We start from the raw sequence: 24458 nt of genomic DNA, 5'->3' as shown, positions 1-24458 counted from the left end.
TACCCGGCTTTCTATTCGACGAGCCATTCGTTTCGCAATTCCTCGAGGTAGCCGCTTTCTTCCGCTTCCGCCAAAATTTCATTCACGTCATCGACCAGCTCGCTGTCTTTCGGAAAAGCGATAGCGACACCAGGGGATTCGACAGTCGGATCTTCAAACCCGGCCAGACCCTGTTCTTCAATAAACCCGGTTGCAGCGGTTGTATCAAGATAAGCGGCATCCACGCGTCCGGACATCAACTCCTGGATCATGAGGCCGGCATCATCGATCGCTTTGATTTCGATGTCCATACCTTCTTCCTCGACCAGCGCTTCGATCGTATTTTGCTGCATTGTGCCAAGCTGAACGGCGACTGTGCGTCCTTCCAAATCTTCAATCGACGAGATGCCGGCATCCGGAAGTGTCAGGAATGTTTCGCCGGAATTATGGTAGACGGTTGAAAACTCAACATTCTCTTTCCGTTCTTCAGTTGCGTTCATGCCGGCCAGCACCATATCCACCCGGCCAGCTTGTAAGGCACCGACCAGTCCATCAAACTTCATGTCGGTGATTTCAAGTTCACGGCCAAGTTCATCGGCGATATACTCGGCCAGTTCAATATCAAAACCGACGAATTCACCTTCTGCATTGCGTGATTCATACGGCGGATAATCTGCAGATGTCGCCATTTCAAGTACTTCAGCTTCTTCAGATTCTGCTGCGCCTTCTTCTGCCGGTCCTGCCTCTTCTGCACCGCAGGCACCAAGTGCCAGGGTGAGTGAAGCCATTCCTGTTAACATCCATTTATTTTTCAGCATTTAATAAAAACCTCCTGTGTGAATGTTTATTCAATAAAACGGATTTTAACAGAATAATCCTGGTTAGAAAAGTCCTGTTTATAAAAGGCCGTCAAAAGACATACGGTCTTGCAATCAAAAATAAGACGGGCAAAGCGCGGTGACTTTGCCCGGAAGTATCAGTGGTTACTCTTCTTCTGACAGCCATTTTTCTTCTAATTCAGCCAAATAGCCGCTTTCTTCCGCTTCTGCAAGGACAGCGTTCACTTCATCAACCAATTCGCTGCCTTTCGGGAAAGCGACCGCCATGCCTGGCGAGCTCGTTGTCGGGTCTGCAAATCCTTCAAGTCCCTGTTCCTCGATATAGCCGGTAGCAACCGACTCGTCCATATACACGACATCAATGCGCCCGCTCATCAGTTCCTGGATGAGCAGCCCGGCATTATCAAGTGCTTTCAGCTCGAAATTAAGATCTTCTTCTTCAAGCAGTTTTTGTGCGCCGTCTTCCTGAATCGTACCGAGCTGGACGCCGACCACTGTTCCTTCAAGATCCTCCAGTGTGTCGATATCGGACCCGGCCTGCGTCAGGAACATTTCACCGGAATGATGGTAGGCGGTGGAGAAATCGACATTCTCTTTGCGCTCATCGGTCGCACTCATGCCGGAGATGACCATATCGACCCGCTCGCTCTGTAGCGCACCGATCAGCCCGTCAAACTTCATGTCCGTGATTTCGAGGTCATAACCGAGTTCATCGGCAATGTAGTTTGCAAGGTCAATGTCAAAACCGACAAAGTCCCCTTCGGTGTTGCGCGATTCAAATGGAGGGAAATCAGCAGACGTCGCCACTTCCAGAACTTCCATTTCCTCCGTGACTTCTCCGGCTCCTGCATCCGCTTCTTCAACCTCTGCCGCTTCTTCCGCGCCACATGCGCCGAGTGCGAGAGAAACCGAAGCAAATCCGGCAAAAACCAATTTATTTTTAAACATGAATAAATCCTCCATTCTTGAATAAATATTCGATAAAACGAATTTTACCAGAAAAATATACGGGAGAAAAGCTATTTTAAATTTTGGTATAAAAAATGTGAATAATTATGTAACTGAGCAACAGGAAGACAGCACTTCAGAGCCGCCTTCCTGCACCGGTCATTCTTCGCGTTCCCGGTATTGGTTATCGACCAGTTCGTATAGACCTGCTTTTTCTAGATAATGCCGGGGCGCAAGGAAGGTCACAGTCACGACGCCTGGATGGCGGCCGATTTCAATGGACCCGGTGATGGTTGCCCGGTTCAGGATTTCAGGCACCGGCACCCCGAACAGATCGGCTGCCCGCTGCATACCATTGTCGGTTGCGGCATTCAACGTAGGACCGGTACCGATGAATGAAACTGGAAGGGATTCTTCGGGTTCGCCAATGTTCCATCGTTCCGCAATTTTCTTCGCCGCTTCCTTTTCCGCCCGGGTAAAAGGCTTTGCAGTGTATGGCAAATCTTCTGTATTCGGCAGGAGAACCGGGCCGTCGAGTTTCACGCCTTTCAATACATGGACCTGCAGGTGGGAGACACCCGCCACATCCGCTGTATGGCCGGCGATTTCACCATCTCCCTGCATTGCATGCATATCCCCCAAATAGATGCCGCCGCCCGGCACTTTGACAGGGCAGAGGAGGATGGCGCCTGCACGTACGCGGCTGATGTCCATATGGCCGTCCGTCCGGTGCTCATCAAGTTCCTCTTGCGTGCTGACATATTCATGCGGTGCATCGATCAGAAAAGATCCGAAATCCCCGGCGTTATGTGAATCCGGAATCGGACGGGAAGGTGTCGTACCAAGCTGACCGAGAAACGGCCGCATGCGTGCGATGGTGCCGACGAGGTCATGCGGTGCAAACGTGGCAATCGGATTCTGTACGGAATTTTCCGGTGTTTTCATATAGGTACGTCCATCCTGCGCAATCGTTTCGGCCGCTTCCTTTGAGAGTGTGACACCAACATCCCCATTTTCACCAAAGAACATGGTGTATCCATTCGTGAAAACGAATGGCGTGACATTTTCTCCGCAATTTGCACAGCGGATGGCTTCGTCTCCTGTGCCTTGGATGACGGTGTCGGGATACAGCGTGTCGCAGCCCGGGCATTTCACTGCAATAAACGGGTCTCCGAGAAATCGGCCTTCAACCGGCTGGTCGTTGCCGGAAGAAGTGGCAAGCGAGGTGACTTCGATCGTTTTAATGCGGATCGCAATTGCATCACCCGGTTCTGCCCCTTCCACATAGACCGGGCGTGTCACTTCATGCCCGCCCCGGATGCACGGCGTGATCATCGGACCCCAACAGCCGGGAGCGGTGTGGGCGATAATATGGCCGCCGTCTTTCAAGGGACCGAGCATATCGAGTTCGGGGTCGAGCACGCCGTTTACATATTCATTAACGAGTAAGGTTTCTTTTGCAGCTGACATGATTTTTCCCTCCTTTTGCAGTCTTATTTAAAGTATAGCATGAACATTATTAAATATTGCCAAAATTAAAACCGCTTCCGGTATAATGAATAAAGAGCTTATGATTTCAAAAGGGGATGGGAAGATGTTTATTGCAGAAAAGTTGAAAATAGCAGCTGATAAACAGCCGGAGAAAGCGATTACCGTGTTTAATGGAACGGAAACGAACTACAGGGACTTTTACCGGAAAGCCTCATCGCTTGCCCGGTATTTCCAGGACAAGGGATATAGGGCAGATGATATCGTGGCATTGTATCTACCCAATAGCGATGATTTTCTTGTTTGCTATTATGCCTGCCAGATCGGCGGATTCACGGTATTGCCGGTCAATGTGAAATTGGCAGCTTCTGAAATCGAGTACATACTGTCCCATTCGGAAGCGCGCGGCCTTATTTACAATGAGAGTTACAGTGAACTCATCGGGAAACTGCTGCCGAAACTACCGGCACTCGAAGACCGGATTGTACGGGGAACGGGTGAGGGGGAAGCGCCATCATTGGAATCGATTGTAACCGGCAAGGAAGGTGAAGCGATTCCAATTGAACGAATGGCGGAAGATACGTCTGTCGTCTTTTACACATCGGGCACAACCGGTAAACCGAAAGGCGTGATGCTGTCGAATAAAAATGTGGAGGCCGCAGCGGAAATCTGGTCTGCCTCGATGGAAATGACGGCAGAAGATCGCGTGCAGATTGTGGCGCCGCTGTTCCATTGTGCAGCCAGTCATGTGTTCAGTATTCCACTGATTTACCAGGGCGGCACAGTTGTGATCGAAGAGGGATTCGCTGCAGAAAAGAATTTGAAAACGATGGAGGAAGAAAAAATCACCATCTTTTTCGGTGTGCCGGCGATGTACAGCGTATTGCTGAACACCCCGCAGCTTGAAAAGACTGATTTATCATCCCTTCGTTTATTCACATACGGTGCTTCTCCGATGCCCTATGAACTCGTGAAGAAAGTGAAGATGCTGTTCCCGGACGTGAAAGTCCAGAACTTGTACGGCCAGACGGAGAACGCACCGGCCGCCACCAGTCTGACCGATGAATCAGCGCTGGAGAAAATCGGGTCTGTCGGCAAGCCGCTCTTGTATACAGGCGTCCGGGTAGCGGATGAAGAAGGAAATGCGCTCCCGGTCGGGGAAGTCGGTGAAATTATCGTAAAAGGCCCGCAAGTGATGAAGGGGTACCTGAAGAATGAACAGGCGACATATCAGACAGTCCGGGATGGGTGGCTGTTCTCAGGTGATCTTGGTAAATTCGATGAGGAAGGGTTTTTATATATCGTTGACCGCAAGAAAGACATGATTATCCGCGGAGGCGAAAATATTTATCCACTGGAAGTCGAGGAAGTGCTGTATGAAATTCCGGAAGTGTTGGAGGCTGCCGTGATCGGGGTACCGCACGAAGTGATGGGGGAAGTGCCGAAAGCCTTCGTCGTCCTGAAAGAAGGGCAGCGATTGACGGAAGAACAAGTGCTGGACTATTGCCAAGGAAAAATCGCCAAATATAAACTACCTCAGGAAGTGGAATTCATCGATAGCCTGCCGCGCAATGCAAGTGGAAAAGTGCTGAAGACGGTGCTGCGCGATGAAGTGAAAACAGGATGATAACAAAAGAAATGCCGGCTGGGCAACCGGTCGGCATTTCTTATTCACAGGATTTCCCATCCGCGCTTCGAGGCGATGGTCCGTAATCGTTCGTCCGGCTGAACGGCAACTGCATTACCGGCAAGTTCGAGAATCGGCAAATCAGACACACTGTCACTGTAGGCAAAGCTATCATTCCAATCGATTTCACGATCGCCGAGAGCGGCTTTAATCTCCTCGATTTTTCGTTCCGATTGAATATGCCGGACGGGGGAACGCTTATCCAATATGCCATTCGGATAGGAGACCTGCGTACCGATGACCCGGTCGACCGGCAAGTCTGCTGTTACAGCATCCAACAGCGGGGTGAAGGCACCGGATACAAGCATGACGAAATCGCCTTGTTCGGCGTGTTTCTCCATTCGTTTCTTAACTTCCTGATTTAAATTATCCTTCATTTTGTCAGCGACTTCACGGAAGTAGTCGGTCAATTCCGTTTCAGAAAGCTGATGAAACGCGGACAGGTAGGCCTGCATGGATTTTTCCCGCATGACGGCTTCAGGTACCAGTTTCAGTTTATAACCGATATAGGGTGGCATGATGGCTCTGTAGAATTTTTGATAGCGGTTTTTGTGGGTGGGATGGTACTTTAAATGATTCATCAAAAGATCAAACGTTTCTCCGGCATATAACGTGCCGTCGAAATCGAATATGGCTGCGCGCATTGTATTCACTCCTTTGGTGTATCATACCAAAAGCCGCCCGATGATGGGCGGCTTCCGATTCATCTCCGCTGATTTTCCTGCGGTTTCATATTGTTCTGCTGGTCGGGTTTACGTGCCTGATCCTTGGTGGACTGGTTCTCCTGCTGCTGTTCGGTGTTTTCACCGTTTTCATTTTTAAAGTAGTCTTTTTTCTCACTCATCAAAAATCCCTCCTGGTTATCGTTTTCCCGTCTGTTTTCCGAATTAAACGGACGGCTGCCGGGTAATTAAGGAAAAAGGAGATGATTTGAAATGGACTCAATCCAGAAACTGAATTTCCAGGATGATGGCAATATCCCGAATAACCCGAACCTGCCTGTGCTTTTGTATAAAGGGGCATTCAGTGAAAATCCCTCCGCGATTGAAAAGACGTTCAATAAACACGATTGGACGAACAGCTGGCAAGGCGGCGTATTTGATTACCACCATTACCACAGTAACACGCATGAGGTGCTCGGCGTGCGGTCCGGTTCAGCGGCAATCCGGCTCGGCGGTGAACAAGGGAAAACCGTAACGGTAGAAGCGGGCGATGTCGCCGTGCTTCCGGCAGGAACCGGTCATAAGAAATTAGAGGCGTCCGACGATTTCCAAGTGGTGGGCGCATACCCGAGCGGCATCAATCCGAACAAAAAACTGGGCAAGCCGGAAGAACGCCCATATGCGCTCGAAGAAATCGCCAGTGTGCCGTTGCCGATGCAGGACCCGATTTACGGAGAGGACGGGCCGCTGTTTGAAGCATGGAAGTAACCGTGGAATTTGGGCAATACACAACCATGCAGCGGATAAAGTGCCGGATAAGTGAGGCTCGCAAGTAACTCACCCATCATATGCCGATCATCTATAAACACGGCGCATTGCTGCGAATAAACAAGGAGGCGGCCTCTAAAAGGTCCGCCTCCTTGTGTTTAATCATTGCCATGTCCAATGCAACGCTCACATTCATATAGATACGATTCATGCTGTTCTTCGATTTCCTGTCCACATTCGACACAGACCTTTTTCGGCAAGTTCCGGTAAAATTCGAGTGTTTCCATCATGATAAATCGCCTCCTAATTTTTTATGAGAGTTTTTTATAGCCAGGTATCGTCAGGAATTCCACGAAATCCCGTTCCAGAATCAGCGATGAAAACAAATCAGCACCTTCTTGAAAATTTCCCCGTTCGAATGCTTCTTCACCGATGGTTTCCCGGATTGTTGCCAACTCTTCCGCCAGCACTTCCTGAAACAGCCGGACACTCACTTTCCGTCCGTCCGACAGGCAGCCTTGCGGATGACGGATCCATTGCCAGACCTGAGCGCGGGAGATTTCCGCTGTTGCAGCATCTTCCATCAGGTTATTGATCGGGACAGCCCCGCTGCCGTTCAGCCAGGCGGCCAGGTATTGTACACCAACTGAAATGTTTTCCCGGAGTCCAGCTTCGGTGATCATGCCGCGGGGAACGGCCAGCAGCTCATCCGCTGTCGCATTCACGTCGTCCCGCCTGCGGTGAATCTGATTCGGTTCAGGCATGTGTTTATCAAATTCCGCTTTTGCAATAGCTACAAGTCCGGGATGGGCAACCCATGTACCGTCGTGTCCATCTGTCACTTCCCGCTCCTTGTCGAGCCGTACTTTCTCAAACGCAGCAGCATTTGCCTCCGGATCATTCTTTACAGGAATCTGTGCCGCCATGCCGCCGATTGACGGGGCATTCCGTTTATGGCAAGTCTTAATCGCCAGCTGGGTATATGCGCGCATGAACGGCACGGTCATCGTCACTTGGGCCCGGTCCGGGAAGATGGTTTTCGGCCGGTTACGCAGCCGTTTCAAAACGCTGAAAATATAATCCCAGCGGCCGCAATTGAGGCCGGCGGAATGGTCCCGGAGCTCGTACAAAATTTCATCCATTTCAAACGCGGCCAGAATCGTTTCGATCAGGACAGTCGCCCGGATTGTGCCTTGCGGGATGCTGAGTGCTTCTTGTGCGTGTATGAAAACTTCATTCCAGAGCCGGGCTTCCAGGTGGCTCTCAAGCTTCGGCAAGTAAAAATAAGGGCCGGTGCCGCGGTCGATCAGCTCCTGTGCGTTATGGAAGAAGTAAAGGCCGAAATCGATCAGGCTTGCTGAAGCCGGTTGCCCGTCAATCTGGATGTGCTTCTCTTCCAGGTGCCAGCCGCGCGGTCGCACCATCAGCACAGCTGTTTCGTCATTCAGTTCATAGGCTTTTCCACTTTTCGGATCTGTGAAGCGGATCTCCCGGCGGACGGCGTCCTGCAAGTTGCGCTGTCCTTCAATAACATTGTTCCAAGTGGGGGAGTTGGCATCTTCAAGATCCGCCATGAACATTTTTGCTCCGGAATTCAAGGCATTGATGATCATTTTCCTGTTGACCGGTCCGGTGATTTCCACCCGCCGGTCCTGCATATCCGGCGGGAGTGGAGCAACTGTCCAGTCGCCCGTCCGGATATGCGCTGTTTCCGGCAGAAAGTCAGGGAGTTTGCCATCGTCGATTTCCCGCTGCCGCTCCTGCCGGTTGTGGAGCAGCTCTTTCCTCCGCTTATCGAAGCGGTCATGCAAGCCGATCAAAAATTCCAGTGCCGCCGGTGTCAGGACTGTATCGCTTCCTGTCACCGGGCCGCCTGTGACGGTTATGCGTTCAACAGAAGTCTGATTTGTGGTCATTTGCATCCCCCTCTCATGTTGTCGGCACGAATTGTGCCGTTTCCGTTGAGCCTTTCATCGCAACAGTGGATGAAGTACCACCTGAGATTACCTGTGAAACTTCGTCGAAATAGCCGGTACCGACTTCACGCTGATGGCGTGTTGCGGTATAGCCTTTTGCTTCGCTTGCAAATTCTGCCTGCTGCAGTTTCGAGTACGCCGCCATACCGTGATCCCGGTAATCGTGTGCCAGTTCGAACATGCTATGGTTCAGCGCATGGAAGCCGGCGAGAGTGACAAATTGGAATTTATAGCCCATCTTGCCGAGCTCAACCTGGTATTTTGCAATCGTCTCCTGGTCGAGCTTCGCCTGCCAGTTGAACGAAGGCGAGCAATTGTAAGCAAGCATTTTGTCCGGGAATTGAGCGTGTATGGCATCTGCAAATTGTTTCGCTTCTTCCAGATTCGGGTGCGAAGTCTCACACCAGACAAGATCTGCATACGGTGCGTAAGCGAGTCCTCTCGCAATCGCCTGATCGATGCCGGGAGTCGTCCGGTAAAAACCTTCCGGTGTGCGCTCTCCGGTGATGAAGGGGTGATCTGCCGGATCGATATCACTTGTGATGAGATCCGCTGCATCGGCATCGGTCCGGGCGATCAGGATGGTCGGCACGCCGAGCACGTCTGCTGCCAGCCGGGCGGCAATGAGGTTCCGTACCGCATTCTGAGTTGGAAGCAATACTTTTCCGCCAAGATGACCGCATTTTTTTTCAGAGGCGAGCTGGTCCTCAAAATGGACGCCTGCAGCACCTGCTTCAATCATCGCTTTCATTAATTCAAATACGTTCAGCGGTCCGCCGAAACCGGCTTCCGCATCCGCGACGATCGGTGCGAACCAGTCAAACCCATCGGCCCGGTTTTCGGATTGGTCAATCTGATCCGCCCGTTCCAGTGCCTGGTTGATGCGTTTGACGACTTGCGGAACGGAATTGACCGGGTATAGCGACTGATCCGGGTACATTTGGCCGGCGACGTTCGCATCCGCTGCCACTTGCCAGCCGCTCAAGTAAATGGCTTTCAGTCCCGCTTTCACTTGCTGGATCGCCTGGTTGCCGGTCAGCGCCCCAAGCGCATTCACGAATTCCTCTTCATGCAGCGAACGGAACAGGCGCTCGGCACCCCGTTTCGCCAATGTATGTTCTATCATTACAGAACCGCGCAGTTTCACGACGTCTTCTGCTGTATACGGCCGTTCAATCCCTTGCCATCTCGCATCCGTTGCCCATTTGCTGTTCAGTTCATCGATTTGCTGTTGTTTTGTCGTCAAATTAATCCTCACCTTTCGAAAATGATTTACTGTTTTATAACAGTGTGTTATCTTGTTTATTAATATAGTACAGAATGTTCTGTTTGAAACAATTTTCCGACAAAAGACGGTTTTTACGGGATGAAAGCCAATATGGATGGATGGAAGGGGTATGTATAATGGAATTGAAGGATGTATTGAAGTTTGAAACGTTTTGGATGGACTGGATGCCGGCGGAAGCGGCGATTGCGGTGGCGCGAGACGGGGATTATGTGTATTTCCGCTCCGGTGCACTTAACGCATCTATCCGGATCGGCCAGCCTGTGGAGAGGGGGAGCATTGCCAGCCAAGTCATGGAATCAGGCCAACGGGTGGAACGGCAAGTGACGGATTTCCTCCCGGGCGAGACCTGTTTCGGCATCGGCTATCCGATCACGGGCGGGGCGGTTGTGGTGCTGCTGTCATCCGCTTACATAATGAAGCAGAAAGAACCGGTTGCATTCCTGACAGGAAAAACGGAGGATACATGGCATCCGGTGCCGGTGGAAGACATCCTCTACATTGAAAGCCAGCATAAAAAAACTTGGTTTTACACAGAAGAAGGCACCTATAGTACGGCCTATACATTGAAGCAGCTTCGGGAGCTGCTGCCGGATACCTTCCTGGCTGTCCACCGATCATACATCGTCAATATCCGCTGCATCCGTGAAATCACCCGGGATATTTCTTCGGGTTTCCTATTAAAGCTGAAGGATGAGGCACTGCTGCCGGTCAGTCAGAATTATACAGCGGACGTCCGGAAGCGGCTTGGATTTTAAGGGTTTCTTCCATTGGAAGTTCTGTGTGATAATGAAAGGAAACACAAGAGAGAAGGTTTTGCATTCATGGGGATTTCAATCAACCGCTGGACGGAAGAAATCGCGATTTCGGGCATCCGGCAGTTTTTCAATCTATTGGCAGATTATCCGGACGCTGTCGGACTGACGGTCGGGCAGCCAGACTTTGCGACGCCGGAAGCAGTGAAAGAAGCAGGCATGCGGGCGATTCAAGCCAACCAGACCGGCTATTCGCATAATGCCGGGCTGATGGAATTGCGGCTCGCCATCCAGTCATTCTTCAAGGACATCCACGGCCTTACATACAGTGCGGCAAACGAAATCATCGCAACAAACGGCTCAAGTGAAGGACTCGATTCCATTTTTCGGACGATTTTGGAAGAAGGGGATGAAGTGATCATTCCGGCGCCGGCTTATCCGGGTTACGCACCGCTCATTCGGCTGTCGGGAGCGAAAGCGGTTTATCTCGATACGTCGGATACGGATTTCCAGCCGGACCCTGAGCGGTTGGAGGCATTGATCACTGACAAAACGAAAGCGGTCCTCATGAATTTCCCGTCCAATCCGACGGGCGTTACATTGGATGAAACAACACTGCAGCAATTGGCTGACGTGCTAAACCGGCACGAAGTGTTTATCGTATCGGACGAGGTGTACAGCGAGAATTCCTTTGACGATCAGCACCGGTCATTTGCCCGGTTCGCACATTTGCGCGACCGGATGTTCATCGTGCATGGGCTGTCGAAGTCACATGCAATGACCGGCTGGCGGCTCGGATTCGTCCTGGGGCCGGCTTGGGTCATGCAACACGTGTTAAAGGTTCATCAATACAATGCGACATGCGCATCGTTGCCAAGTCAGCATGCAGCCATTGAAGCGCTGACGACCCAGCGGCATGTCCCGGCAACGATGAATGAAGCTTACATCGAACGGCGGGATTTTGTATACAGGAAACTGACAGCCATGGGGCTTGACGTCGTGCTGCCGACCGGCGCTTTTTATATTTTTCCGTCCATTAAGAAGTTCGGCTTGTCTTCCGCTGAATTTGCAGAGCGACTGCTGAAAGAAGGGGGCGTTGGGGCGGTGCCGGGATCCGCATTTACGGAATACGGTGAAGGGTTCTTGCGCATTTCCTATGCTTACAGTCTGCCTGTGCTTGAAGAAGGCATGAAGCGGATGGAGAAATTCATACAGACAGTTTCATAAGGCGTAAAAAAAAGGGGCTGTCCCGAAAGGTCATGAAAAATGACCTCGAGGGGCAGCCCCTTTTTTCTATTCGTAAAGAAGTAGCTGGGGTTCGGCCCGGCGGACGCTTTCCGCGGGCACGGCTTCAGACGCTTCCCTCGCTATACTCGGTCCAGGGTCTTCAGCTCGTGCTGGTCCCGCAGGAGTCGCCGCCGGCCTTCCCGCTAGTCAAGTCATCAATGCATACAAAAATCGTCCGTTTCTGTAAAATGGGAGTTACCACACAACCACTCAGAAAGGACGATTTTTATGCGCAATCCAACGATTGCTTCTACCGATTATACCATGCAACCGGCTCTTCCGTCAGGTAAATTACTTGAACATGAAATCGTAGTCTCCACCCAAGGGCGCCGGCCGGCGCCCGCATTCAAACCGTATGATCCGACCCAGGCCTTATCCATTCCTGATATTGGCGCCCTGATTCCCGACCATCATGTGGCTCGTGTGGTGGATCAGTTGGTTGAGGCTTACCCTGAGGAAGTGTTGACCGCCTGCTACCCTGGCGGCGGGCGGCCACCCTTTCACCCGAAACTGATGCTCAAGGTTATTCTCTATGCCTATTCCCAAAAAGTTTATTCCTGCCGGGGCATCGCCACGATGCTGCACGAGGATCTTCCGGCGATCTGGCTGGCGGCGATGCAGAAACCGGATTTCCGGACCATCAACCATTTCCGGAGCGTCCGAATGGGAGCGGTCATCGATCAGTTATTCGAGTTCACTGTTTTGGAACTTCACCGGCAAGGGTTTGTCGAGTTTGAGAACTACTTCCTGGACGGGACGAAGATGGAAGCGGACGCCAATAAGTATAGCTTTGTCTTCCGTAAGGCGGTGACGGGGCGGGAAGCGAAACTGAAAATCAGAATCCAGGAAACGCTTCAGGAAATCCAGGAGATTGCCAAGGCGGAGGGATTGGAACTGGGCCAGCTGGCCGAGGAGCCGGCGGCTGTGGAATTGGCTTCAGTTGCGAACCGGCTGGAAGACCAAGTGGATATCCTGACGGATCTCATCGCTGAGGAAAAGCTCGTGGAAAACAGAAAAGGACTCCGCAAACGGCACAGTCTCCTGAAAAAGAAAGTGAAACTGATTCGTGAAAACTTCATTCCCCGCCAAGAAACGTATGCGGAACAGCTCGCCGTCTGTGGAGAGCGCAACAGCTTCTCGAAGACGGACCCGGACGCCACATTCATGCGGATGAAGGAAGATCATATGAAGAATGGCCAGCTGAAACCCGGATACAATATCCAGATGGCGACCGAGAATCAATTTGTACTGTTCTATACCATTCATCAGCGCCCAGGAGATGCTCGCTGCCTGATTCCACATCTGGAAGAGCTGCAGGCATCTGCCCTGCCTATGCCGAAGACCATCGTCGCGGATGCCGGCTATGGAAGCGAAGAGAACTACCTCTACCTGATCGGGGATGAAAAAGAACCGCTTGCCGGCTTCCTGATCCCGTATGGCACCTATCTGAAAGAGCAGACGAAGAAGTTTAAAAACAATGAATGGAACGCGAAAAACTGGACGTATGAAGAAGCGGATGACCGATTCATCTGTCCAAACGGCCGCCGCGTCGTTTTCAAAAAATATCAGGAGAAGAAAAATGCATCGGGCTTTGTTCAGTCCTATAGAATCTACGAATGTGAAGACTGTACCGGATGTCCGCTGAAAGAATCGTGTACCAAGGCAAAGGGGAACCGTCAGGTTCATTGGAACCCGGTCTATGAGGAATTGAAAATGAAAGCGAAAGAAGCCCTTGAATGTGAGGACCGAAAATCGGTATATGCCCGAAGAAAAATCGAGGTGGAAACCGGTTTCGGCGATATCAAGGGCAATTTGGCGTTCCGCCGGTTCCATCTCCGGGGGCTTCAGAAAGTGCACATCGAATTTGGACTTATCGCCATGGCGCATAATTTTCGGAAAGTGGCCGGTTTCCTCCGGTCACTTTCCGAAAAAGCGAACTTTAAAAAAACAGGGAGAGAACAACCGATTGGTTATTCTCTCCCTGTTTTTAATTTAGGGGGCTTTTTGGACAGCCCCTTTCGTTTTAATCGTCGTATCCGGGTGCTTTCCGGTTGGCGACAGTCGGTTTCATGGCATTGTTCCGATCCGGTACGCGCGCTTGGTCCTCAAGCGACTGGTTCTCGCGTTTCTGCTGTTCGGGATTGACGGCGTTGTTGCCGTCTTCTTGTTCCTTCTCGTCTATCAGTTCGCGCATCTTCTCCTGATTGTCCTTCAGTACGTCTTTTTCCTGATTATCAGACATATGCGATCCCTCCCGGATGTTTGGTTAGTATTGTTTTCCCGCCGAGCATGTTTGGCAAACGTCTGCAGATAATTTGAACAGCTTAGGGGGCCGGCCGGGCAAGACAAGTTCCATCAGGTTGGTTCTGTCACAATTCCATCAAAGGCCGACCGGTAAATTTTCCGAATGTCATCTTCCGCAAGTTCCATGGGGCTTCGGGCCAGCAGGCGTTTTTGTTTGACGGCGTCTGCAGTCAGTGGCTCCAGCGCGCTTTCCGGCACATCAAAGCCTTGAAGTGTCTGCGGGATACCGACGTCATTCACAATCCGGACCAGTTCTTCCACACAGCGGCGCGATGCTTGTTCGTCAGACAGATACGCGGAGTTCCCATCGAGCGCTTCTAAAATATCCGCCATGCGTGACATGCAGCTTTTGCGGATATATCCTATCACGTACGGCAGCAACACAGCGTTCGAGTCACCGTGGGCAATATGGAATTGGCCCCCGAGCGGATAGGCGAGGGCATGTACGCCGGCGACACCGGCATTAAAAAACGCAAGGCCGGCCAAGTAACTACCGAGGCTCATATCGGTCCGGGCCTGTTTATCTTCGCCGTTATTAACCGCCTGTCTAAGGGAACCGGCGATCAGGCGAATCGCCTGGAGCGCAAGCGCATCCGTCGCCGGGCTGGCATTGACCGAAACGTAAGCTTCAACCGCATGAGTCAGCGCATCAATGCCGGTGGCGGCCGTCACTTTTGCCGGCACGGAAACAGTCAGGACCGGATCGACGATCGCTGCATCCGCCAGCAAATAATCATGGGTGATGACATCTTTCGTCGTTTCAAGCGATAATACGGCGATGTTCGTCACTTCAGATCCCGTACCTGAAGTTGTCGGAATCAAGATCATCGGCAGCCCCTTTTTGGAAATTTTCTTTGTTCCGCTAAGGTTCAAGTAATCGGCCACGTTTCCTTCATGGGCAGCCATTGCAGAAGCGACTTTCGCCAAATCGAGTGCGCTGCCGCCACCGAAGCCAATCACCATATCAAAACCGCCGCTGCGCGTAAATTTCGCGAGTTTTTCCCCGATGGCGATCGGCGGTTCCGGCACCACCTCTGTATAGAGGATGACTTCATAACCCTCATTTTGAAGCGGTTCAGTCACTTGTTTCGTTAATCCAAGTTTCTCGAGCATCGGATCGGTCACGATCAGTATTTTCCGGGGAGAATGCTTTTTTGTTTCAGGAATCAAGTGATCAAGTGCGCCCCATCCGGTGTAACTGAGTGGAACAAATACGAGTTTTGAAACGGTCATGCGGTCACTCCTTTTTTTCAAGATGATTGTTGATTGGTCAATGGCAGTTCCGGGACTGCCCGGTATCATACCTGCATTAAACAGAACAGCTGATTTCATAGGATTACAGGAATGTTCATAGTTCTGCAGATTATGTATAACAATCACTCTATTCCTCTTCCTTGCTGATAGAATAGCATGATGGTCCTGTCAGTTCCAATACTCTGATAATTTTATATAGAAAGAACTTGGCGGGAAAGCCCAAATCTTTTCTATCAATAAATTATGTTTTCATGCAATTCACTATGCTAAAGTAGAAGACATCGCAGTATGATAATGGAGAATGGACGGAAGGTCGATTCAGAAAGAGGAGGGAGGGCAGGCAAAAGAGCCATAGCTCAAATGCCGGCTGTCAGTAATCCTGCATGGCGGCAGGAAGATTGCTGCTGTTCGTGTAAAAGTCCGATTCCGTATGGATTCTTCATTGTGTTGAACTGTGTCGGAGAATTGAGCAGCTAAAGAGAAAGGATGAGTAAAAAATGAAGGATTTTTATGCACAGCTGGTGGATGGATATGATCAGAACCTAAATAAAGACGGTGTGAACGGAGAACGGTTGGCTAAACGGTTTGCTTCACTTGCAGAAATCGGTGTGTCGGAACAGCGATTTTGGCGACCGGGCTATTCAGCAGATGAGAAGAAGGCAAAAGAACTGGTGAAGGAATGGATGCGGGAAGCGGGATTCCACGTGCGGGAAGATGGCGCGGGAAATGTAATCGGACGTTTGGAAGGGAAAAATGCGGAGGCGAAAGCGATCGCTTCCGGATCGCACGTGGACAGCGTGCCGAATGGCGGCCATTTCGATGGTCCGCTTGGCGTACTTGCGGCCTTGGAAGTGGCAGAAGCCTGGCGGGAGACTGGGTATCAGCCTGAAAAACCATATGAATTACTGATCTTTTCAGATGAAGAAGGATCCCGTTTCAACAGTGGCCTGAGCGGCAGTATGGCTATGACCGGTGAAGCGGATTTGGACGAATTCACAGCACTGACAGATTTCAATGGTACGTCTTTTGAACAGGTGCTGACTGAATACGGCAGCAGCCTGGAGGGCTATCGGAAGGCGAAACGGGATATCACAGAGGAACTTGAATTGTTTGTGGAGTTGCATATCGAACAAGGGAAGAAACTGGAACAGGAACAGCAGCCGGTCGGCATTGTGAGCGGCATCGCAGGACCTGCCTGGTTGGAAGTGGTTTTTACAGGAGAAGCAGGTCATGCAGGCAATACACCGATGAGAGGAAGGAAGGATCCTCTTGTAGCGGCCGCTGCCTTCATTCAACGCGTTGCCGAATTGCCGGCTACGATAAGCGATACTGCGGTGGCGACCGTTGGAAAACTGGATGTGTCTCCGAATGGAACGAACGTTATTCCGCAGGAAGTGAAATTGATTGTTGATCTGCGGGATATCCATGAAGAACCAAGGGATCAGCTGCTGGAGGCAGTCAGACAGGAAGCAAATCGGATCAGTAAATCGAGCGGCGTTGCAGCAAAACTTAGCCAAAAAACAAAAATCAAGCCAATCCCCGTTGAAGAAAAATGGCAGTCCCAGCTTTCGGAATCACTGAGAAAGTTTAATATCACTCCGATTCGCATACCCAGCGGGGCCGGACATGACGCAATGATCCTTGGGCGCCATATTGCAGTAGCCATGCTATTTGCCCGTAGCAGAGATGGAATTAGCCATAATCCGCGGGAATGGACCTCGCTGAATGATTGTGTCACGGCAGCGCATATTTTAAAAGACTTTATTGAGCAACAGCAATCGGCTACTGCCGGTTAATGGACAGACGCAGCCTCGCTCAGCGACTGACAGGTTCAGTAGAGCAGAAGCTGATTCTTCTGTTGGCATTTGTATGAATCCGACAAAACAAAACAATTAGGAGAAAACCATCCGCAGGATTAAATTTGCCGGATGGTTTTCTTTATTTCTTCAGAAATAAGTGAACTTTTCTAAAAAAAGGAATGCGGTCAGTAAAAACAGAAAATAACACTTGAAACAATCAAAGCTATCCCAATCGGTCACAATAGACACTTTCGGAACAGCTCACTTTTAGTGCTTGCAGGGCAATGGATTCTTTTTGGTGAGTCGGCAACTCTTGGTTCTTTTGGAAAAGAACTTCTTTGAATTAATGATCGATAAATTCCTGTAAGCATAAAGAGGGGCCTAAAAATGCTCCTTTTTGCCTCCTCTTCCTGTTAAGATTCTCACACATATATCGGGTCTTCAAAAAAATACGAAAAATACTTGAAGAAGAATAATTAAATAGAACTATCAAAAAATTTGAAAATTCATTGAGCAGTTAGCACTGAAATGGGTATAATGTTTAGTAAGAAGGGAGAATTACTCTCACTTTGTTAGGAGGTTTTTGCATGGCGTCTTCCACGAGCTACAAAAATAATGAAAAAAATTATTACCCGGAGCAGCTGATTATTCAGGAATGCAGGAATTGTTTGAAAACTGCTTCTCCGTCTTTAAATGATAAAGGAGAACGGTTCCTTGAATACTTCCAGTCAAACTCGACGAAAGAAGGAGTATTGTTCCGGACTATCCAGGAATTGACCCGAGAATTGAATATGCCCCATCAGACATTGACCAAAATTTTGAAAGTGCTTGAGAATAATGAATTGATCTATCGCAGAAATGGAATCATCGGTTTATGGAAGAAGTAAGGAGATGCATAAAAGAACTCGGAAGCTATAGCTTCCGAGTTCTTTTTTTAGTTCAAATTATTCATTTTTTAAATATAAATGTATTCGTTACATATAATTAAAAATACCTTTATTCCTAGTAAATGAAGCGTCAGTACGGTCTTTTAATTCATTTAAAATACCTTTTTAGATTTTTTTATAGATAAAACGTACTTGAAACACTGCTATTAAGGCTTTTTAAATCACGGTTTTTGTGATAAACTATTCTAAAAATTTAGTACTTTTAAACTGAATTTTATTATCATCCTGCGTCAGCAAGGAGGGTAGCGATGAAGTATGGACAGTACAGAAAAGTAGTGGAACGGGAATATGAACAATCCCTGGGAGAATTGATGTATAAACTATGCAAAGAAGAAAAAGTCAGTGCTTTAGAAGGCGCAAAGCGACTGGGAGTTCCAAAGGAAATATTTATATATTGGCGTCATCACTACAGATTGGAACCTAAGCAAATTGCTTTTGATGAAGCGGTAGATGAATTGACCGGTCGGAAAGAGAAATTCAGCCAGGACCTGCAGGAGGAGAACTTGGACCGGCCGCTTCAATATGGAGATGAAGTATCTCTTCGCGGGTTTGCTGAAATGATTGACCGCAGAATTGCTTGCTGTAAATCAGTCCATTATCAAAGTGAAGGGTTGGACCCGGAAGCAGGACTTTTGCCGTTCTATGAATTCACAGCGGAGCTTGTGGACGAGTATCGGAAAAAGGCGACGGATGATCCGGAGAATAAATAGACAGAGAGAAATCAGCGACGGGGGAAATGAATCTGCTAAAAATTGAAAGCGGGTGAAAAACGTGCGCTATGTACAGTATAAAGGAGTCGTAGAACGGAATTTTGACAAACCACTCAAGCAAATCATGTATGAAACTTGTGTAATTGAACAAAAAAACGCTGTGGAAGGCGCAAAGAAGCTTGGCGTGGTAAAAGAGATTTTTATCGCCTGGCGACGTTATTACAGACTGGAGCCAAAACAGCAATTGTTTGATAGAGCAGTGAAGGAATTAGAGACAATCCGTTTATGAAAAGGCGGAATAATTTATATGCCATTGATCATCGGGCGGACTGCAGGTTTTTATAATTTCATCTAAGCGGAAAGGGCTGGTAATTATGGCAGCTGCAGTGATCAATGGAAAAGGTAATATTCCGGAAATGATTAAACCGCCGGATCAACTGCTTCAATCCATTGTCGTAGAAAGTGGCAAGGCCGGCGTTGAGCAGCAGGTTAACCGGTTCAGGATCGGATCGGTTCATGACCGGTTAGAAACCGATGCTATTCTGACTATCTTTAAAGTCGCTCGAATTCTGTTGTCCAGACAGTGCCGGTTCCAGTTAATTGTAGTGTTGGAGGAAGGGATGACAGCAGAGGTAAGTAGCTGGCTTCAGAAAGAGAAAGACTGCCAGCAATTGCAGCAAGTTGTTGAATTGGGGGTAACAGCAGAAGGAGGCACCCATTTTCAAAAATTGGATGTATGCCTGTGGATGGGAAAGGCAAACAAGTATCCATTAAGTATATTAAAAGGAATGGCTGAAGGCGTGCCATGGATTGCGGTGGGAGAGGCCGAGGCTGTGGAATTGCTGTTTGGAAAAGCAGGTGATAAACATGGGCCGGCCGGGATGGTTGTGCCGGCAAATGCTGCTGACATGATTGCCGATTATTGCGAGTGGTTTATGAAGCACCCGGATATCAGAAAGCAGTTCGGAGGCAACGGCCGGCGACGGGCAATGGAACTATGCGGGATCTGATTTTGCGATTGGCGGCTGACTGGCCACGTAAAAAAGGGGAGGGCTGGAGGTCATGCGAAAAGAAGCGGGAGGAAAATACCGTGTCTGGTTTGCTGTTTTCTTGGATAACCGAAAAGAGCATTTCCGGGACTATGAGGTCGATTCAGTCGAAACGGCGGCAAAAGTAATTAAAATTTTCATCATGGAATTCGAACGGCAGGACCGTAAATCCAATTACATTTTTGGATTTGAATATTTTGATGAAGAATCAGAGCAGTGGAAGGAATGGCAATCCGCAGAAGGGGAAGACATTTTAGCATACATATATTATCATGATCCGATTAACCGGTAGCTGTAAAGGTAGGAATCAGTTATGCCTCATTTTTTAGGCAAGGTGCAAAGCAGTCGCTTAGCCTGTTCCGAAAACCTACGAGCCAGCAATTGCAGTTAAGGATAAGTGGATATTAAAAGAGCACTGTCACGAATACTGACAGTGCTCTTTATGTAAGGTTATGCTCTACACCGATGTGTATTTAGAGCTCCAAGGTTCTGGGATAATCTCTCGAGCTGCGATTTCATACTTCGGGCTCCAAGGTTCCGGAATGATTTCCCGAGCTGCGATTTCATACTTCGGGCTCCAAGGTTCCGGAATGATTTCCCGAGCTGCGATTTCATACTTCGGGCTCCAAGGTTCCGGAATGATTTCCCGAGCTGCGATTTCATGCTTCGAGCTCCAAGGCTCCGGGATAATCTCCCGAGCTGCAATTGTATTAGTGCTATCAAGTGTGCTAGGGTGAGAAACTAAACTGGTAAAAAAAACACCTGTTAGTAGAACAAAAATGCTTGCTTTTCTCATAAGAATCCTCCTTCAATGAAAACTATTGAATTTTTTAAGAGCTTCTTGAGCCTCACTTAGCATTATAGCAGACTTCTTGAATTTTCCTAATTTCAAGTATACATTACCCAAATGTCCATAATAATATGCCAGATCGTGAAAATTTTTATCGGTTTCTAATACCGGAATTAGGCTTTTTAGCGCATCTTTTTCGAATGCAGTGTAATTTTCTTCATAGAGATTTTGTAGACACCGGAATTCGTAATAGGCTTCGCTAAACTTTTGATTAGTTGGAGAGTTAAGATCAATATTATTATCGATTACTAAATTGTTTCCTGTCTTCATCCATTTCTGAAGTCCTATATAATCTTGTTTCTCGAAACAGCATTTTACAAGTAAACAGTACGCGGCCAATTTATCAGCAATATATTCATCAGGTATATAGTTGAGGCAATTTTCCATGTGATGAATTGAAGAGTTGAAATCTCGGTGGGCGTAGTAGAAAATACTACAATTAAACTCAGAAATATATAGTAAATTATTAATATTCAACTTTTTGCCGATTTTTAAAGCGATTTTTAAATGGTCAAGTGATGCTTTGAAATTTTTTAAACGCTGCTGCGTAATACCAAGGTTAATATGACACTCAACGATACGTTTAGGTACGAATTCTTCTTCATAGATAGCAAGTGCCATTCGAGAATATTTATCAGCTACTTCATTTTTGTGCAACTGTGCAGCAGATATAGCTATAGAATAATACAGGTCACCACATTCAGTTGGTAATACAGAAGATGGAGCGATTTTTTCTGCAAGTAAGTATAAATTCAGCGCTTCATCAAAATTCTTTATCATGTAATTATGGTTCCCGCAATATTTATGGAATAGATAGTACTGCTCTTGGTTCATAAATTCTTTGAATTTTTCTAGTTCTTGAATCTTTTCTCCAGCGCCATCTAAGTCTCCTGTGATGACGAAGAAACGAATCAATTGAATGCTATATTCCAGCTCTACTTCTTCATCAATGTTGAGCAGAGGGTGCTGCAAAATGAAATAGTAATGCTCTCTGATCCGGATTCGTTCTTGCGGATGCAGCAGCATTTCCTTGAATTGCTCGATCAATTCTTGTCCAATCGGATTTTCAATTGGATTTAACGGGATTTTAAGTTTTTCACATAACGCTTTTAATACTTCAGGTGAAGGGGTAATTTCGCCTAACTCGATTTTTTTTAGCTCAGCTGGAAGCAGAAGGTCTGCTGCCAGGTCGCTCAGTTCCAGCTGCTGTTTTATTCGATGATATTTGATGCGGGCTCCAGTTTCCATTCGACTTCTCCTTTCAGGACCGGCGGGGAGGAAGCTGGCAATTCTGGGTTTTCCATTCAGGACACGTCCGGATGGTTTTGTAACCGACGTGGTTAAACGACTGCCTAATACGATGAGATCCGCCTCCGTTTCAGCGAAGAGTTTTCTATTTTTCATACTACCACTTTTTACAAAAAATGAATTAACGTTTTTTGTGAAAATTCCTAAAATGAAACTTTTTGCGTATGAAAGTCTCGAAATCAAACTAGTTCGTTCGATCTTGTAGTCCGTTGGTATCTAATTAAATATTCAGTACTGTATAAAAAATAGGCTTGATTTCTTGTCGGAATATGGAGAGAATATTAAAATGGCAGGTTTTTATTAAAAATAGACGAAAAGGGGAACATGAATGGAAAATCGGATATCTTTCTGGTGGGCGATTGTGCCGCTGATTGCAATGATTGCAGCTATGCTCATCACCATCGTATACCTGGAACAGGGGCCACATATGCCGCTTCTGTTCGGTACGGCTGTTGCAGCGCTGGTTGCCTGGCGGTCCGGAAGTAAATGGGAAGACATTGAAGAAGCGATGTACAAAGGCATCCGGCTTGCTTTGCCGGCCATCATCATCATTATCTTAATCGGTCTTATTATCGGCTCGTGGATCGGAAGCGGTGTAGTGGCTACCATGATCCTGTATGGGCTGAATATTTTAACACCGGCCCTCTTTCTTGTGTCAATCGCTGTAATTTGTGCAGTGGTTTCGCTGGCCATTGGAAGCTCCTGGTCAACGATGGGGACAATCGGAGTTGCCGGAATGGGCATTGGACTCAGCATGGGAATTCCTCCTGCGATGATTGCGGGAGCGGTCATCTCCGGATCTTATTTTGGGGATAAAATGTCACCGCTTTCAGATACGACCAATTTAGCAGCCGGGTTGACCGGTACGGATTTATTCGTTCACATTAAGCATATGTGGTGGACAACGGTGCCTGGTTTCATCATTGCGCTCGCTGTTTTCTGGTTTTTGGGCCGGGATTTTTCAGCTGCAGGTACTGACACAGCAGATATCGCAACGACGATGGCTGTATTGCAGGACAGCTTCGTTATTTCGCCATGGCTGCTCCTGATTCCGCTGGCTGTTTTCGTAATGGTCGGTTTTAAAGTTCCTGCCATCCCGGCATTGTTGGTCGGTGTGCTCCTTGGTTTTGTTGCGCAGATCTTCGTGCAGGGTGGATCGCTTTCGGAAGCGGTCGGTGTTCTGCAGGGCGGATATGTTATTGAAACAGGTAACATTCTCGTGGATGATCTGTTCAATCGGGGCGGCCTCGATTCAATGATGTATACCGTTTCCATGATTCTCGTGGCAATGTCGTTTGGCGGTATTCTTGAATATACCGGAATGCTGAAGGCAATCATGGCCCAGATTTTGAAAATGGCCAAAACCGGCGGCCGGCTTGTTGCTTCCACTGTGTTATCAGCGACTGCAACGAATGCTATGTGCGCCGAGCAGTACATTTCGATCGTAGTCCCCTCCCGGATGTATGCGAGTTCGTACAAGGAAAAGAACTTGGCCTCTAAAAACTTATCCCGCGCCCTTGAAGACGGCGGGACATTGACTTCTGTTTTCTTTGCTTGGAATACATGTGGTGTCTTTATTCTCGGAACACTTGGTGTCAGTGCGTTTGAATATGCGGCGTTTGCGGTCTTCAATTACACTGTGCCGCTCATTTCCATCATCTACGGACTGACCGGTTTTACGATAACGAAACAACAGTCAGACGATTATACACCGGATACTGTCCAGCCTGAATAATAAACAGTGCGCAGCCCCTCAGTTTCTTCATGCTGAGAGGCTGTTGTGTTTAGGGATTCTCGGGAGTCGGGTAAAGATGAATAATACTATCAGACTCAATGGAGGTTTTCACTATGCACGTGAATAAAGAACTGGCAGGTATCGCGTTTTCTGATGCCGAAGCAAGAAACTGGATTCTTGACCTGGAGAAAAAGGGGTATCGCGCACACGATATTCATGTAATTGCGGATGACGAAAAGAAATTCCGGTCCTGGGAACAAGGGATGGGAATTCAAGTGGAATCAGATCATAGCAATTCTTCGTTTGCAGATAAATTCAAAAACTTTTTAAGTGGCCGGGATCAGGCCGATGAAGGACTGAATGCACTCCATCTGACCGATGCTGAACGTGAGAAGTGCCGGGAAGCTATTCGAAGCGGCGGCGTTTTGCTTTATGTGGAAGAAGAAGCGGGAACTGCAGCGGCTGCAGCAGAAACCGGACATGACCGAGGACCGGTTGATGCAGTCCGGGACGGTGACTTCAAGGACCGATCCGCAGCCGGTGCAGACGCGCCAGATGCCCATATTTCGCCGTCAACGAATCAGTATGTCAATTCAGTTGATAATAATTACGGCCAGCAGGAAGAGCGGTTCGCCGAAGGAGAAACCTTCATCCCAACAGGTGATTTCATGGTATTCCCAATCCTGCTGAAGGATATCAATCATTACTCGTTCACTGAAGGAGAAAAACCATTTGTTCAGCGACCCCGCGCTGGAATGAGCAAGACAGAGACAAATTCCAATCCTGAACAATAGGAAGCTGAATCAGAATTATCATGCAGCAACAGCT

General features: G+C 48.5%; 24 protein-coding genes. 13 read left to right on the top strand and 11 right to left on the bottom strand.

The genetic code is table 11. From position 1 onward, the window contains the following. Positions 1 to 11: 11 nt before the first annotated feature. The 3 genes from B0X71_RS13315 to B0X71_RS13305 form a co-directional block, all read right to left on the bottom strand. Entirely contained in the window at positions 12 to 797 is a 786-nt protein-coding gene (locus B0X71_RS13315) for an ABC transporter substrate-binding protein (protein ID WP_077589880.1), read from the bottom strand. A gap of 165 nt (positions 798 to 962) precedes the next feature. Continuing rightward, positions 963 to 1766, bottom strand: a complete 804-nt coding sequence (locus B0X71_RS13310) for an ABC transporter substrate-binding protein (protein ID WP_077589879.1) — start codon at positions 1764 to 1766, stop codon at positions 963 to 965. A 159-nt stretch (positions 1767 to 1925) separates the two neighbouring features. Continuing rightward, positions 1926 to 3236 carry an acetamidase/formamidase family protein gene (locus B0X71_RS13305; protein ID WP_077589878.1) on the bottom strand — a complete coding sequence of 437 codons (1311 nt, stop codon included), beginning with the start codon at positions 3234 to 3236 and terminating at the stop codon, positions 1926 to 1928. A gap of 124 nt (positions 3237 to 3360) precedes the next feature. Here B0X71_RS13305 and B0X71_RS13300 point away from each other — a divergent pair, with 124 nt between their 5' ends. Further along, entirely contained in the window at positions 3361 to 4881 is a 1521-nt protein-coding gene (locus B0X71_RS13300) for a class I adenylate-forming enzyme family protein (RefSeq protein WP_077589877.1), read from the top strand. Between the two features lie 44 nt (positions 4882 to 4925). Here B0X71_RS13300 and B0X71_RS13295 read toward each other — a convergent pair whose 3' ends face one another. Next, positions 4926 to 5585, bottom strand: a complete 660-nt coding sequence (locus B0X71_RS13295) for an HAD family hydrolase (RefSeq protein WP_077589876.1) — start codon at positions 5583 to 5585, stop codon at positions 4926 to 4928. Between the two features lie 59 nt (positions 5586 to 5644). Further along, positions 5645 to 5785: a hypothetical protein gene (locus B0X71_RS21000; RefSeq protein ID WP_156889874.1), complete on the bottom strand. Its 141-nt coding sequence runs from the start codon at positions 5783 to 5785 to the stop codon at positions 5645 to 5647. A gap of 91 nt (positions 5786 to 5876) precedes the next feature. On the opposite strand from B0X71_RS21000, the gene B0X71_RS13290 reads away from it, so the two are divergent. Beyond that, positions 5877 to 6371, top strand: a complete 495-nt coding sequence (locus B0X71_RS13290) for a cupin domain-containing protein (RefSeq protein WP_077589875.1) — start codon at positions 5877 to 5879, stop codon at positions 6369 to 6371. Between the two features lie 158 nt (positions 6372 to 6529). Here B0X71_RS13290 and yhfH read toward each other — a convergent pair whose 3' ends face one another. Genes yhfH through aceA form a run of 3 tightly spaced genes read right to left on the bottom strand, consistent with a single transcriptional unit; the run spans position 6530 to position 9593 of the window. Beyond that, positions 6530 to 6658 carry a protein YhfH gene (gene yhfH / locus B0X71_RS13285; protein ID WP_077591002.1) on the bottom strand — a complete coding sequence of 43 codons (129 nt, stop codon included), beginning with the start codon at positions 6656 to 6658 and terminating at the stop codon, positions 6530 to 6532. Positions 6659 to 6682: 24 nt separating this feature from the next. Further along, entirely contained in the window at positions 6683 to 8287 is a 1605-nt protein-coding gene (aceB, locus tag B0X71_RS13280) for a malate synthase A (RefSeq protein ID WP_077589874.1), read from the bottom strand. A 13-nt stretch (positions 8288 to 8300) separates the two neighbouring features. Next, positions 8301 to 9593: an isocitrate lyase gene (gene aceA, locus B0X71_RS13275; RefSeq protein ID WP_077589873.1), complete on the bottom strand. Its 1293-nt coding sequence runs from the start codon at positions 9591 to 9593 to the stop codon at positions 8301 to 8303. Between the two features lie 158 nt (positions 9594 to 9751). Here aceA and B0X71_RS13270 point away from each other — a divergent pair, with 158 nt between their 5' ends. The 3 genes from B0X71_RS13270 (at position 9752) to B0X71_RS13260 (ending at position 13819) form a co-directional block, all read left to right on the top strand. Further along, positions 9752 to 10390, top strand: a complete 639-nt coding sequence (locus B0X71_RS13270; protein WP_156889873.1) for a LytTR family DNA-binding domain-containing protein — start codon at positions 9752 to 9754, stop codon at positions 10388 to 10390. 66 nt (positions 10391 to 10456) lie between these two features. Then, a complete protein-coding gene (locus B0X71_RS13265) occupies positions 10457 to 11614 on the top strand; it encodes an aminotransferase class I/II-fold pyridoxal phosphate-dependent enzyme (RefSeq protein ID WP_077589871.1) in 1158 nt (385 codons plus the stop codon). Positions 11615 to 11902: 288 nt separating this feature from the next. Further along, complete coding sequence (locus tag B0X71_RS13260; protein WP_077589870.1) at positions 11903 to 13819, top strand: IS1182 family transposase; 1917 nt, start codon at positions 11903 to 11905, stop codon at positions 13817 to 13819. Positions 13820 to 14029: 210 nt separating this feature from the next. On the opposite strand, the gene B0X71_RS13255 is transcribed toward B0X71_RS13260, so the two are convergent. Beyond that, positions 14030 to 15211, bottom strand: a complete 1182-nt coding sequence (locus B0X71_RS13255) for an iron-containing alcohol dehydrogenase (RefSeq protein WP_077591001.1) — start codon at positions 15209 to 15211, stop codon at positions 14030 to 14032. A gap of 518 nt (positions 15212 to 15729) precedes the next feature. Here B0X71_RS13255 and B0X71_RS13250 point away from each other — a divergent pair. The 6 genes from B0X71_RS13250 (at position 15730) to B0X71_RS13225 (ending at position 20029) form a co-directional block, all read left to right on the top strand. Further along, positions 15730 to 17028, top strand: coding sequence for a M20 family metallo-hydrolase (locus B0X71_RS13250; protein ID WP_077589869.1), 1299 nt, complete (start codon positions 15730 to 15732; stop codon positions 17026 to 17028). A gap of 590 nt (positions 17029 to 17618) precedes the next feature. Beyond that, a complete protein-coding gene (locus B0X71_RS13245; RefSeq protein WP_077589868.1) occupies positions 17619 to 17918 on the top strand; it encodes a helix-turn-helix domain-containing protein in 300 nt (99 codons plus the stop codon). 308 nt (positions 17919 to 18226) lie between these two features. Next, a complete protein-coding gene (locus tag B0X71_RS21240) occupies positions 18227 to 18688 on the top strand; it encodes a hypothetical protein (RefSeq protein ID WP_198038595.1) in 462 nt (153 codons plus the stop codon). A 61-nt stretch (positions 18689 to 18749) separates the two neighbouring features. Further along, a complete protein-coding gene (locus B0X71_RS13235; RefSeq protein WP_077589867.1) occupies positions 18750 to 18977 on the top strand; it encodes a hypothetical protein in 228 nt (75 codons plus the stop codon). Between the two features lie 85 nt (positions 18978 to 19062). Next, complete coding sequence (locus tag B0X71_RS13230; protein ID WP_077589866.1) at positions 19063 to 19698, top strand: hypothetical protein; 636 nt, start codon at positions 19063 to 19065, stop codon at positions 19696 to 19698. Positions 19699 to 19750: 52 nt separating this feature from the next. Further along, entirely contained in the window at positions 19751 to 20029 is a 279-nt protein-coding gene (locus B0X71_RS13225) for a hypothetical protein (protein ID WP_077589865.1), read from the top strand. 165 nt (positions 20030 to 20194) lie between these two features. Here the strand turns inward: B0X71_RS13225 and B0X71_RS13220 are convergent, their stop codons facing one another. Both B0X71_RS13220 and B0X71_RS13215 read right to left on the bottom strand, forming a co-directional pair. Then, on the bottom strand, positions 20195 to 20533 hold the full coding sequence (locus B0X71_RS13220) for a hypothetical protein (RefSeq protein WP_077589864.1): 339 nt from the start codon (positions 20531 to 20533) through the stop codon (positions 20195 to 20197). 12 nt (positions 20534 to 20545) lie between these two features. Next, a complete protein-coding gene (locus B0X71_RS13215) occupies positions 20546 to 21991 on the bottom strand; it encodes a tetratricopeptide repeat protein (protein WP_232336694.1) in 1446 nt (481 codons plus the stop codon). Between the two features lie 232 nt (positions 21992 to 22223). On the opposite strand from B0X71_RS13215, the gene nhaC reads away from it, so the two are divergent. Together nhaC and B0X71_RS13205 are read left to right on the top strand one after the other, a co-directional pair. After that, the gene (gene nhaC, locus B0X71_RS13210; protein ID WP_077589862.1) at positions 22224 to 23630 is read left to right on the top strand and encodes a Na+/H+ antiporter NhaC; all 1407 of its coding nucleotides are present in this window, start codon (positions 22224 to 22226) and stop codon (positions 23628 to 23630) included. A 113-nt stretch (positions 23631 to 23743) separates the two neighbouring features. Next, the gene (locus tag B0X71_RS13205; protein ID WP_198038594.1) at positions 23744 to 24424 is read left to right on the top strand and encodes a general stress protein; all 681 of its coding nucleotides are present in this window, start codon (positions 23744 to 23746) and stop codon (positions 24422 to 24424) included. Positions 24425 to 24458 lie beyond the last annotated feature (34 nt).

Source organism: Planococcus lenghuensis, assembly GCF_001999905.1.
GTDB lineage: Bacteria > Bacillota > Bacilli > Bacillales_A > Planococcaceae > Indiicoccus > Indiicoccus lenghuensis.
Note: the sequence above shows the minus strand (reverse complement) of the source record. Positions and strands in the feature narration are given on the sequence as shown.